The organism is Paraburkholderia sediminicola, assembly GCF_046030555.1.
Lineage (GTDB): Bacteria > Pseudomonadota > Gammaproteobacteria > Burkholderiales > Burkholderiaceae > Paraburkholderia > Paraburkholderia sediminicola_E.
On sequence record NZ_JAQQCH010000033.1, the window covers coordinates 14,723 to 27,160 of the forward strand.

A 12,438-nucleotide genomic window follows, 5' to 3' on the forward strand; every position below is an offset into this window, starting at 1 on the left:
GCAATTGGTCGTTTGCTACGGCTGGGCGCTGGCAGGGCTTGGTTTTGTGGGGGGTATGGGTTTGTAAGGTACGTGACACGCTTTGAGCGCTGCCGCGATTTAGCAAGTTTTGGGTCGCTTTTTTGATAGCCTGCGGTGGGGTTGTTTTGTCTGTTTTGTCTGTTTTGCCTGCGCGGCGCTTTCTTGTCTGGGCTTTTATGGCTTTGGCCTTTCCTTGAATTGTTATTGGTTTATTAGCGTTCGCCCCTGTGCGGGGCAGGCACTTACTTTCTTTGCCGCCGCAAAGAAAGATAAGCAAAGAAAGCGGCTCACACCGCTAATGCTTAAGCGGGTCCCCCGCACAGTTGCGGTAGTGGTGCATCTGGAATCCGTGCCCCCGCACACTCCGCACTAGTGACAAAGGTGTCATCAACTCCCACTCCGCACTCCGTGCGTCGCGGACGGGCCTGCCCCGGAACCCGTGGGGCTTCGTTTGCGCACGGTGGGAACCATCGGCTTCGCCTCGGCAAGGTGCCCAAATATCCAAAACACATTTGCGCCAGCAAATGAAAGCCCCATAACTCAGGCCGACCAACACGCCAGTACGGCGCAGTGGCAGTGGCACTCGCGGTGGCGGTGGCCTGCGCAACGCGCAAGGGTTGAATCGCAGCGGGCGGTTTTAGAAGTACCGTTCGGCGCGCTCAGCGCTGCCGGAAGTATGACGGCCTTGTCACTGACGCTGAAGGTGCGATGGAGCGGATTCCAGATGCACCACTACCCTCTCCGAGCCAGGGGACCCGCTTAAGCATTAGCGGTGTGAGCCGCTTTCTTTGCTTATCTTTCTTTGCGGCGGCAAAGAAAGTAAGTGCCTGCCCCGCACAGGGGCGAACGCTAATAAACCAATAACAATTCAAGGAAAGGCCAAAGCCATAAAAACACAGACAAGAAAGCGCCGCGCAGGCAACCAGCTCAAGGAAAGCCCAACGCCGCAGGCAAAAAAACCTTAACCAATCCCTAATCTAGCCCGGATAGCCGGCAACATAACCTCCACTGCCGCGCGCCCTTCCTCAATCGCCGGCCCGGCGCGATGAAAATCAAAAATCCCCATCCCGCCCAGACGTGGCTGAATCAGAATATCCGCCGGCTCACCGGCCAGCCGGCTGCGCGAAATCCGCACCTGCATGATGTCGATGCTCTGCGCGATCGAACTCAGCATCGACGGCACGCGCGCGCTCGGCGCCGGCGGCACACGGACATCATCGGACGCGCGCCCTTCCACGGGTGCAAGCCAGCGCGGCCAAGGCTTGCCGTTACGACGCAGCGCGACCGGCGGCGGCGCGTCCGGATCGAGCGCCGGCGTGTCGACCGCCGCGCCGCCGAAATCGCGGCCATTCAGAATATCGTTGTTCAGATCGACAGCAATCACGCAGTCCGCGCGCATGCCGCGCGCCACCGAAACCGGCACCGGATTGCTCAAGCCGCCGTCCACCAGCCACACCCCGTTGTGAAACACCGGCGTGAAAATCCCGGGAATCGCGATCGAGGCACGCACCGCGTCGACGACACTGCCGTCCTGCAACCAGCTCTCGCGGCCCGAATCGAGTTCAGTGGCCACCGCCGCGAACGGTATGTTCAACTGCGCGATCGAGCGGCCGTCGAACTTGTCCGCGAATATCTGGATCACCTTGCGCCCGCCGAGCAAGCCGCCCGAAAAACGCAGATCGAGCAACCGCACTACCGTTTGCCAGGTGAGTTTCGAAACCCATTCTTCGAGCCAGTCGAGATCACCGTTTGCATACACGGCGCCGACCAGCGCGCCAATCGATGTGCCGCACACCACATCCGGCTTGATGCCCGCATCGAGCAACGCGCGAATCGCGCCAATATGCGCCCAGCCACGCGCGGCGCCGCCACCCAACACCAGCCCGATCCGGCTGTATCGACGTCGATGTATCATTTTTTGCCTGCCTTTTATCGTCTATCGCCCGCGTATCACGTCTGAGCGCGATGTCGTGTACACCTTTTGAAACTGGTCGAAGTGCACGTTGAAAATGCCCTCTTCTGTCACGCCGCCTTCGCGCCATTTCCAGCTCCATACGGTTTCCGGCTTGAGCGGAAACACGGCGATCTGGCCGGGCTTGCCGAGCAGGCGACGCACCTCGTCCTCGCTCATGCCGACGCGAATCTTCCCGAAGTTGTCAGCGGTCAGCACCTGCGTGATCGCTTGCAATTTACCGTCACGGTCGATATCGACCATATACGTGTTGAGTCCTTGCGGGCCGCGCGGATATTCGAAGCGCTTCGAGCCGTCGGTAAATGTGCGTTCGGTTTCCGGCTTGCCCATCTGATCGCGGATCTGCGCCTCGGTGGTAATACCCGGCGTCATATTCTTGAGCAATAACGCATCCGGCTTGACCGCGTTAAAGAATTCCTTGAGTTTTTGCACGGCGCGGTCGCTCTGTTGGTCGTCGCAACCGGTCAGCGCGATGCACGCGGCCAGTATCGCGACGGTAAGCAGTTTCGGGCTCACAGCGAGTTCCTGTACGGATGCGAAGCGGCAATCCGCCCGCATCCCGTTGTGTAGGGTGTCCCCAAGCGGACGTCCTCGGGGCGTACGACAGGATAACCGCGCACGGAAAAAACCGCGAGCGAGCCCGGCAAGGCGGCGGTGGGCGGTGGGCGGTGGGCGGTGAGCAGTGAGCGGTGGGCCGTAAGCCGTGGACCGTGGCCATGGGCCATGAGCCATGGGCAGCCGAGGTTGCCGCTGCCGTCCAACGGCCGGCTACGGTGCTGTGTAGGGCGCGAGACTGAAAACGTAGTGGTCGGTTTAGTGAAGTGCCTTTCGGCGCGCGCAGCGCCGCCGGAACTATGACTGCCTGGTCACTAACGCTGAGTGTGCGGGAACACAGATTCCAGATGCACCACTGCGCCCTCCAAGCCAGGGGACTTGTTTATGAGCTGGCGGTGTGAGCCGCTTTCTTTGCTTATCTTTCTTTGCGGCGGCAAAGAAAGTAAGTGCCGCCCCGCACAGGGGCAACACGAATAGACCACTAAGTAATCGTGAAAAGCCACAGCAAGAAGAACGAGAAACCCAATCACCAGAAGCAAAAAAGCGACGCTGTGCAAAGCGTCGCCAAGTCGGCCGATACGGTCAAAGCCGAGAAACTGAGAAACTGAGAAACAAAAAGCGGCCAGAAAAAACCACCAGAAAACCGCAACACCACGGACGACGCGCAGCGGCCTGCTCCAAACGAAGCGGTCAGAGACCTTAACCCCTAACCTTATGCCATCGCCGGAATACCAGACCGCTGCTTGTTTGGCCGCCCTGGTCCCTCGATAAGCCTTCCAAGTTCAGCCAATCTAAACGGATTGACGAATTTAAACGAGAGCGCGTTTACACCGAATCGACAGATGATTCGCGGTCCGCGGCACCGCCATTGCCCGCAGCGGCAGCCGCACTACTCGCCTTATGCGCGGCCAACCGCAGCAAAACCCGCCCGCCCCGCCCCCTGCAGCACCGAATCGTTCTGCGGCGTATGAATCCGCGCGCACAGCACGTCGCGAAAGTGACGCTCGAGCGGATTGTCGCGACTCAAACCGGGATTGCCGCTCACCTCAACGGCCAGCTGCACCACCTCGATTGCCTGATTCGTCACCGTATATTTGACGAGCGGCGCTTCGTCGAGCGTCACGCGTTCGGCATGCGCGCTGGCGTCGAGCAATACGCGATTGCTGAAGAGCAATGCGTCGATGCGGCCGAGCGTCTCCTGAAACGCGGGCAGGCTCGCGAGCGGCGCGCCGAGATTGCCGGGTGTGCGCTCAGCGGCCCATTGCGCGAACCAGTCACGCGCGGCCCGCGCGACGCCGTCGTACACCGCCGACAACAGCACGCTCATCCACGCGAAGCCGAGCGCATCGGGCCCGGCGCTCGGCTCGCCAGGCAGGTGCACATCCACGGCATGATCGGCCGGCACAAACACGTTGTCAAACACGAGCTCATGACTGCCGGTAGCGCGCATGCCGAGATGATTCCATTCACTGCCAACCCGCACCCCGGGTGCGTCGCGACGCACCAGCCAGACGCCGACGCGCGGCGGCGTCTCGTCGCTGCGCGCCCACACCGCGAGCCAGGTGAGGCCAGGACTGCCGGTCGAATACAGCTTGCTGCCGTCGATGATCCAGCCGTCGGCGCTGCGCTTCGCGATAGTCGACGGCAAACCGCCGCGTGCCGGCGTACCCAGCTCGGGTTCGACGCGCAGCGAGTTGATCAGCGCGCCGTCGCAGACCGCGTCGCGCGCCACACGTTCACGCAGTCCGACCGGCCAATGCAGGTTGCCCTGCAAACGATGATGAAACAGGTATTGCATCACCAGCACGAGTGCCGTGGACGGCTCACCGCGTGCCACCGCGCGCACCACGTTCAAGGCCTGCGGCAAGCACGCACCCGCGCCGCCAAGCGTTGCGGGCACCGTCAACGAGAGCAGATCGAATTCGTGCAGACGCGCCAGATTGGCGTGTGGAAATTCCGCCGTGCGGTCGTAGTGCGCCGCACCGGCAGCAAACTCGCGGGTCAGCCGCGCGAGCAGTGCGTCGAACGCATCGCTATCGAGCGGTGGATGACGGCGCGTCACCGCGCTTTCGGCAATCGGGGCGTTCATATCAGGACTCCGGCGGGCCGCGTCAAGGCAGTGGGAAGCTGCGATCGAAACTCGTGCGCACGTCGAGATGCGCACGGATCACATTGGCGGCTTCGTAGGTATCGGCGGTGCGCTGCTGCGCGGCGACCACGCTGTCGTCGATCGCCACCGGATGCACCTGGCCACGCTGATAGACGGTTTTCAGCACATCGGTCGGCAGGCCCGTGACTTTTGATTGCATCGCCGCCACTTCGTCGGGATGCGAAAGCGCCCAACGCTGGCCGATCGCCACACGGCGCAGGAAATCGGCGAGTTGCACGCGCTTGTCCGCGATCGCGCGTTCGGTCGCGACCTGATAGCTGAGCCCTTCCGACAGGCCGACACCGTTGGCGATGATGCGATCGTGATCGCGCGCTTCGCCGAGTGCGGTATACGGGTCCCGCACCGACCATGCATCGACGCTGCCCGACGCAAGCGCCGCCTTTGCATCGGCCGGTGCGAGGAACACGAACGAGACCTCGGTCAGCGGCACATTGGCCTTCTTCAATGCGGCGAGCGCGAGATAGTGGCCGATCGAACCGCGGGTGGTAGCGATGCGCTTACCCTTCAGGCTCGCGGCATCGTTCAACGGCGAATGCGCGCCGACGACGATCGCGAGATCCAGGGGATTCGACCGGGTTGCCGCGACCGCGCGTACCCGGGCACCGGCTGCGAGCGCGAACACCAGCGGCGCATCGCCCAGGCCGCCAACATCCACGGCGCCCGCATTCAAGGCCTCACCGAGCGGTTGCGCGGCGGGAAAGTTAAACCACTCGATCTTGTACGGGAGGTCTTTCAGCTGACCGGATGCTTCGAGAATGCCGCGTGTTTGCAAGGACTGGTCACCGACTTTGAGCACGGACAAATCCGCGGCAAAGGACTGCGTTGCGCAAACGGTCGCGCACAGTGCGAGCATTGCCGCGCCGAGCGGCTTGAGCAACGCACGTTGCAAAACGGACGGGGCGGAGAAAGAAGAACGGGAAGTCGTCATGGCGGCGGTTACGTCGTGGCATCCTGGTGATGTGCCATCGACGATAAGGCACACATCTGTATAAGACAAACGCATTATTCTGCTAAGCAAATATGCGAATTTTCTTGAGCAACGAAGCATTCGCGCACATCGATGCGGGTATCATCGAACGCACGAATCTTGCGCCCTGCCGCGCGCTCATTTAATCACCGCTCATCATGAAGATCGACGAAATCGACGCATACGTCACCGTCATTCGCTGTCAGTCACTGCAACAGGCGGCGCTCTCGCTCGGGCTCACGCAACCGGCCATTACGCGCCGTCTGCAGAATTTCGAAGAGGCGCTCGGCGTCGAACTGCTCGACCGTCATACGCGTCCGCTCAAGGCCACGGCAACGGGCCGTATCGTCTACGAACAGTGCCGCGTGATCCAGCGCGAGCTGGACGTGCTGCGTGAGATCGTCGCCACCGACACGCCGCCGGTCGGCACGCTGCGTCTCGGCGTCGCGCAGACCATTGCCGATATCGCGCTGACCGATGCAATGCGTGGTCTCAAAGCGGCCTACCCCGATCTGCAGGCACGTGCGTCAACCGGTTGGGGCAGCCAGCTCCTGCAACGCGTCGAACAGGGCGAGCTCGACGCAGCCGCGATCCTGCTGCCCACCAACAAGACCTTCGGCGAGACCTTGTCGGCGCGCTCGCTCGGCCGCATCAAACTGGCGGTGGTCGCGCAGAAAGGCATGCTGAAAAAGCGCGCCCATACGCTGGCGGAATGCCAGTCGATCGGGTGGGTATTGAATCCGGATGGATGTGGCTTTCGCGACGGCCTGCAGCGCACGCTGACGGGTCTCGGGCTCGCGCTCAAGCTCAATCTGGAAACGCTCGGCACCGAATTGCAATTGCAACTGGTCGCTGACGGCAACGGTCTGGGCCTCGTGCCGTTACCGCTGTTGCAGGCTAGCGCTCACGCGGACGCACTCGATATTGTCTCGATGAGCGACTTCAAACCGCTCATCGATATCTGGCTCGTGCATCCACGCGTCCTGGGTAAGTTGCAACAGCCGGTCGAGCGGTTCGGCGCGGCAATCGAGCGGCAATTCAAGGAAGTGCGCGTGCAGCGCGCGGCCTGAGCTGCACGCTGCACACTGCCTGCTTCGGCCGATTCGGCTCATTCCCCCGCTTCATCTGCTTTGCCCAGATACGCACCTCAGATCACGCGAAAGCCGTGCGTCCCATCGCGCCCAAGTTGAGCAACGAGGCCATACTCCCACTCCAGATATGCGTTCATCGCTTCGCGCGCGTTATCGGTGCCCTCATACGGACGACGATAACGATCGATGCGCGGCGATGCCAGACGCGTCTCGCCGCTTTCAACGGCCAAACCCGCTTCGATCCACGCGCCCGTGCCGCCGCTTAGCACCTGCACCGGCTTGCCCGTCAACGCCGCCAACTCAGGCGCGGCGAAGCGCGCAAGCAGACTGCTGCCACAGGTCACCACATAACCTTGCGCATCCGGCAGCTTGCGCAACGCTTCCTCGAGTTGCCCGCGAATCGCGAACCACGCGCCCGGGATATGGCGCTTCACATAGTTCGCGCTGGTCGTGAAATCCAGCACGACGGTGCCGGGAGATTGCAGCAGCGTCACGAGGCCTGCCGGCGTGATCTCATCGACGGCAGGCGGCGTGGGCGCATCGCGCACGGCAGGCGCTGCGCCTTTTTCGGCGAAGTCCGCGTTGCCCAGTCCATCCACCACATACACCTCGACGTTCATCTGCGCGAGCCACGACGCCGTCATGTTCGCGCGCACACCGTCGCTGTCGGCGAGGATCACGCGCGCGCCGCGCACCGGCGCGAACATATCGGTCTCCTGCACCAGTTGACCGCCGGGCGCGTTGCGAAAACCGGGTACGTGGCCTGCTTCGTACTCTTCCGGCGTACGCACGTCGAAACGATAGACAGTGCGTACCGCTTCGTTGGCCCAACGGCGCGCTTCGTCACGCGACGTGCGGCCGACCCTTGCGCGATCCGCCACGTCCCGTGCGGAATCAGCGGCGGCGAGACGAAGTTTGTCATCGACAAGCGGATCGAAACGGCGCGAACTGCCATGCGCAAGCGCCTGACCGGCAAGCGTCCAGCCGATGGTGCCATTGCGCAGCGCCGCAACCGGATTCGGCACGCCCGCATTGATCAGGGACTGCGCACCGATGATGCTGCGTGTCCGTCCCGCGCAATTGACGATGATCCGTGTAGCAGGATTCGGTGCGAGCTGCCGTGCGCGCAGCGCCAGTTCCGCGCCCGGCACGCTGATGCTGCCGGGAATATTCATGGTGTGGTATTCGTCGAAGCGGCGTGCGTCGAGCACCACCACGTCGGCTTCATGATCGAGCAGCGCCAGCACTTGCGGCGCTGCCAGCGAGGGCGTATGACGCTCGCTTTCCACCAGTTCGCCAAATGCCTTGCTCGGCACGTTGACGTCCTGGAACAGCTCGCCGCCCGCCTTGCGCCAGCCTTGCAAACCACCCTCGAGCAGCGCGACATCGGTATAGCCCAGCTCGCTCAAACGGTGTGCGGCGCGTTCGGCGAGCCCTTCGCCATTGTCGAACACGACGACCGCCACGTCGCGGCGCGGCAAGCGCACGGGCGCGTCGAGTTCGAGACGCGAGAGCGACAGGTTGGCCGCGAACAGTGGATGACTGCGCGCGTGCGGATCCTCCTCGCGCACGTCGACGAGCGCGATTTCCTCGCGCTCGAGCAGTGCGCGGCGCACGTCTTCGAATGATCGGATACGGAACTCTTTAACGAAACTCATGAGATCAGGGACTCCTTCGAAACATTCCAGATATTCGGCAACACGTCGTTCGAGTAGCCGGAGATAAAGGTTTTGCGGCCTCCGCCGACGGGATAGACGGAACGCGTCACCGCGCCGATATTTCCACCGTACACGTGAATGCTGATCGACGCACGATCACGAAAAGCATTACTCACACGATGGATATCGCCGATGCGCGGCGAGACGGCATCCACCGCACCGGCTTCGAGGCGCTTTGCCGGCCCCGCTTCCTCCAACGCGCCGTCTGGCGTGATGCGATATCCCTCAGCAATTTCCGCACCACGCAACACGCCGATCAAACCCCATACGGTGTGATCGTGCACCGGCGTTGACTGGCCCGGTCCCCATACAAAACTGACAATTGAAAAACGCTGCTGCGAATCGGCGTGCAGCAAGAATTGCTGATAGCGCTCGGGATCGGGCTGCGCGAAGGCGTCGGGCAACCAGTCGTCGTAGGCGATCAGCTCCCGCAGTGCGGCACCGCCTGCTTCGAGCAGATGTGCTTCGGGCACATGCTCGCCGACGAGCGACGCAATGCGCCCGACGAACGCGCGCAGCCGGTCCGTTCTCAAAACTTGAGTCATCAAATGTTCACACCGTGGGTTGGCTTGAATCGGTCACGCACCGCGAGCGAGCGCGGCATTGAAGGTATCGGTCCACATCGGTGCGACATCGATATGCCGGTCGATCACCGCGGCGCGCGCGAACGTGTCGGCCACCTGCTGCTCGCTCGCGATGTCCGCCGCCGTGATGCCGGTGACGCGGCGCGCCTGGCTCTGGTTGCGATACAGGGAGCGGATCGCCTCTTCTGGCACGTGCAACTCGGCAGACAATACTTTTGCGTAGGCATCCTGGTTCTGGCCGAACCACGTGCAGGCGCGTTGCAAGCGCACCAGCAAATCCGCTGATGCAGCGCGCCGTTGCGGATCGGCGAGCACCGACGGGTGACCGTAGTACAGATAGTTGCCGGACAGGTAGCCGTTAGCATTTTTCAGCACGCGCGCACCGGCTTGCGAAATCGCGAGCGGCACGTTGTAGCCGTAGATCGCCCACGCATCGAGCGAACCGGCGTTGAACGCGGCGAAGCCATCGCGCGGGGCGAGCGAGGTGGCCTGTATGTCGTTGAACGACAGCCCCGCCTCGTCAAGCATGCGCAGCAGGTAGTAATGCGTCGTGGTGGCGCGCAGATAGCCGACGCGTTTGCCCTTCAGATCGGCGATCGAACGGATCGCCGAACCCTTCGGCACCAGTACGACCTGATTGTTGACGTCGTCCTTGTAGACGGCGATCACGCGCACCTGGGCGTTCTGCAGGCGCGCGAAGATCGGCGGGATTTCGCTGCCCGAGGCGATATCGAGCGAGCCACCGTTCATCGCCTCCACCATCGCGTTGCCGGACTGGAACTCGGACCAGTCGATGGTGTACGGCGTATCCGCGAGGCCTGCCGTTTTCAGCAGCGTCGCGTCGCCGCCTTTGTAGGTTGCGACGCGCAAGCGGACCTTGCTGAGATTGACATGGGGATCGGTTTTCTCGCTTGCTGGCGTGGCCGCACCGGCTGCTGTCGAAATCAGGCCTGAGCCTGCTGCGCCGAGCAAGGCGGCAGCAGGCAGCACGGACATGAGCCGGCGGCGCCGGAGCGAAACCGGCGATTCGAAACGTTGGGTCATCTTATGAGCGCGTTCAGGTCAGGACGTCAGGCTCGGCTTCGACCAGCCCTTCCAGCAGGCTCTGGAACGCAAACAGCGCGCCGCCGGGGCGGCCTACCTGTTCGTGCGTGAGCGTGGCGACATCGTGCGGGATTGCTTGCGGCGTGCCCGCAGCTTCGGCGAGCAATTGCGCATGGCAGGCGTTATCGAGCGCGATATACCACCAGGCCGCGGCCTCGACGCTCGGACCGGCCGTGAGGATGCCGTGATTCTTCAGGATCACCGCTTTTCTTTCACCCAGCGCTGTGGCGATGCGCGCGCCTTCATCGGTATCGAGCACGACGCCGCGGAAGTCGTCAAACAAGGCGTGGTCCTGATAGAACGCGCACGAGTCCTGCGTCAATGGGTCGAGCGTGCGGCCGAGCGTCGACCATGCTTTGCCGTAGAGCGAATGCGTGTGCGCGGCGGCGACCACATCGGGGCGCGCCTCGTGAATCGCCGCGTGAATCGCAAAGGCCGCCTGATTCAGCGGTCCATCGCCGACCACGATTTCCCCTTGGGCATTTACCAGCAGCAGATCCGATACGCGAACGCGGCTGAAGTGCTTGCCGAACGGATTGACCCAGAAATGATCGGTCCACTCCGGGTCGCGCGCGGTGATATGGCCGGCGAGACCCTGATCGAAACCATAGCGGGCGAACAGGCGAAACGCCACCGCGAGCCGTTCCTGCCGATAGCGCCGCTCGGCCGCAACGCTTTCGCGCGGCGGGACATCATCGAACCAGAATTTGCGGAGTGGCGCGTGACGCTGGAGTGGTGGCGTGTCTAGGGTGTCTTGTTGCGTGGAAGCATTTTGTAGAGCCGGGGCGTTTTGCTCCGCCGGGGCGTTTTGCTTTGCCGGGGCGTTTTGCAGCGCGGAGGTGTTATGCAACGAGGCGGACAGGTCAGTCATCGTCGCTCCGTTCAGGCGGCTACGCGTTCGTCACGCGCGATGCGTTCGCGGGTGGCCGGAATCAGTTCGCGGCCGTAGTCGACGGCATCTTCGAGCGGGTCGAAGCCGCGCACGAGAAAGGTCGAGACGCCGAGCGCGTAATACTCGGCGAGCGTCTCGGCGACCTGTTCCGGCGTGCCGACCAGCGCGGTCGAATTCGAGCGTCCGCCGATTTCCTTGGCGACGCCGGTCCACAGCCGTTCATCGACGCGATCCGACTCACCGGATGCCGCCAGCAGCCGGCGCGCACCTTCGCTCTGTGCCGGTCCGCCAACACTGAGCCCTTGCACCGCGCGCAGCCGCTTCGTTTCTTCGAGGATATGCTCCGCGCGTTCCCAGGCAGCCGCTTCGGTCGCGGCAAGAATGGGGCGGAACGACACCGAGAAGCGCACGGTACGGCCGTGTTTGGCAGCTTCGGCTCGCACGCGGGTGACCTGTTCACGCACTTGCGCCTTCGATTCGCCCCACAGCGCGTAGACGTCCGCATGACGACCGGCGATTTCGAGCGCGGGTGCCGACGCGCCGCCGAAGTACACGGGTATATGGGGTTGCTGTACCGGTTTTACTTCAGAGAAACCTTGTTCGAAGTGGTAATACTGGCCGTTGTGATCGAAGGGTTTCGTTTCGGTCCAGATGCGGCGCAGGATGTGCAGATATTCGTCGGTACGGGCGTAGCGTTCGTCATGCGACAGATAGTCGCCGTCGCGGCGTTGTTCGGCGTCATCGCCACCGGAGATGATGTGGACGGCGAGACGGCCGCCCGAATAGTGATCGAGTGTTGCCAGTTGACGCGCGGCGAGTGTCGGCGAAACGAAACCCGGGCGATGCGCGAGCATGAAATGCACTTTGCTCGTGACGCTGGCCGCGTGGGCGACGGTGAGGAGCGCGTCGGGGCTCGTCGAATGATGCGGTACGAGGATGCGGTCGAAGCCCGCTGCTTCGTGAGCGCGGGCGAACTGCTCCACGTAGTCGATGTCGATGACCGGACCTTGCGGTGCGTGGGTTTCAGACACCTTGCGGGTCTGGATCATGCCGATGAATTCGATGGACACGGTGTGTGTCTCCCTGGATGGTTTTTTTGCCCGGCGGGGCGGTGGCTTTGTTTGCTGGATGCATTGCTGTGCTCGAGGGGTTTAAGGTAGCAGCGCTACATACGGTTGTTAAATATTGATCGGCCATATCTATATCGGGTTTGCATGTAACGGAAGGGGGGTTGCCTGCGGCGGCGCTTTGGTTTCTGTTTGCCTGCGGCGTTGGTCTTTGCTTTGGTTTGTTTGCCTGCGCGGCGCTTGGTGTCTGTGTTTTTATGGCGTTGGCCTTTCCTTGTTTTGTTATTGGTTTATTAG

Annotated in this window: 10 protein-coding genes; 1 reads left to right on the forward strand and 9 read right to left on the reverse strand. The window is 62.5% G+C overall.

The window, feature by feature from the left end:
• Positions 1 to 982: 982 nt before the first annotated feature.
• The 4 genes from PQQ52_RS31130 to PQQ52_RS31145 all read right to left on the reverse strand — a co-directional run bounded on the left by PQQ52_RS31130 (position 983) and on the right by PQQ52_RS31145 (position 5,571).
• On the reverse strand, positions 983 to 1,936 hold the full coding sequence (locus PQQ52_RS31130) for a patatin-like phospholipase family protein (protein ID WP_408220253.1): 954 nt from the start codon (positions 1,934 to 1,936) through the stop codon (positions 983 to 985).
• 21 nt (positions 1,937 to 1,957) lie between these two features.
• The gene (locus PQQ52_RS31135) at positions 1,958 to 2,509 is read right to left on the reverse strand and encodes a hypothetical protein (RefSeq protein ID WP_408220256.1); all 552 of its coding nucleotides are present in this window, start codon (positions 2,507 to 2,509) and stop codon (positions 1,958 to 1,960) included.
• A gap of 937 nt (positions 2,510 to 3,446) precedes the next feature.
• Positions 3,447 to 4,637, reverse strand: coding sequence for an acyl-CoA dehydrogenase family protein (locus tag PQQ52_RS31140; RefSeq protein ID WP_408220259.1), 1,191 nt, complete (start codon positions 4,635 to 4,637; stop codon positions 3,447 to 3,449).
• A 22-nt stretch (positions 4,638 to 4,659) separates the two neighbouring features.
• A complete protein-coding gene (locus tag PQQ52_RS31145; protein ID WP_408220368.1) occupies positions 4,660 to 5,571 on the reverse strand; it encodes an ABC transporter substrate-binding protein in 912 nt (303 codons plus the stop codon).
• A gap of 272 nt (positions 5,572 to 5,843) precedes the next feature.
• Between PQQ52_RS31145 and PQQ52_RS31150 the strand changes: the two genes are divergently transcribed.
• Positions 5,844 to 6,755: a LysR family transcriptional regulator gene (locus PQQ52_RS31150; protein ID WP_408220262.1), complete on the forward strand. Its 912-nt coding sequence runs from the start codon at positions 5,844 to 5,846 to the stop codon at positions 6,753 to 6,755.
• Positions 6,756 to 6,832: 77 nt separating this feature from the next.
• On the opposite strand, the gene PQQ52_RS31155 is transcribed toward PQQ52_RS31150, so the two are convergent.
• The 5 genes from PQQ52_RS31155 to PQQ52_RS31175 are packed head-to-tail and all read right to left on the reverse strand — an operon-like array spanning position 6,833 to position 12,144.
• Complete coding sequence (locus PQQ52_RS31155; RefSeq protein WP_408220265.1) at positions 6,833 to 8,434, reverse strand: rhodanese-related sulfurtransferase; 1,602 nt, start codon at positions 8,432 to 8,434, stop codon at positions 6,833 to 6,835.
• Positions 8,431 to 9,039: a cysteine dioxygenase family protein gene (locus PQQ52_RS31160; protein WP_408220268.1), complete on the reverse strand. Its 609-nt coding sequence runs from the start codon at positions 9,037 to 9,039 to the stop codon at positions 8,431 to 8,433. The genes PQQ52_RS31155 and PQQ52_RS31160 overlap by 4 nt, the downstream gene beginning before the upstream one ends.
• 33 nt (positions 9,040 to 9,072) lie before the next feature.
• Positions 9,073 to 10,122 carry an ABC transporter substrate-binding protein gene (locus PQQ52_RS31165; RefSeq protein WP_408220271.1) on the reverse strand — a complete coding sequence of 350 codons (1,050 nt, stop codon included), beginning with the start codon at positions 10,120 to 10,122 and terminating at the stop codon, positions 9,073 to 9,075.
• A 13-nt stretch (positions 10,123 to 10,135) separates the two neighbouring features.
• Positions 10,136 to 11,053: a class II aldolase/adducin family protein gene (locus tag PQQ52_RS31170; RefSeq protein ID WP_408220274.1), complete on the reverse strand. Its 918-nt coding sequence runs from the start codon at positions 11,051 to 11,053 to the stop codon at positions 10,136 to 10,138.
• A gap of 11 nt (positions 11,054 to 11,064) precedes the next feature.
• Complete coding sequence (locus PQQ52_RS31175; RefSeq protein WP_408220277.1) at positions 11,065 to 12,144, reverse strand: LLM class flavin-dependent oxidoreductase; 1,080 nt, start codon at positions 12,142 to 12,144, stop codon at positions 11,065 to 11,067.
• Between the last annotated feature and the right edge of the window lie 294 nt (positions 12,145 to 12,438).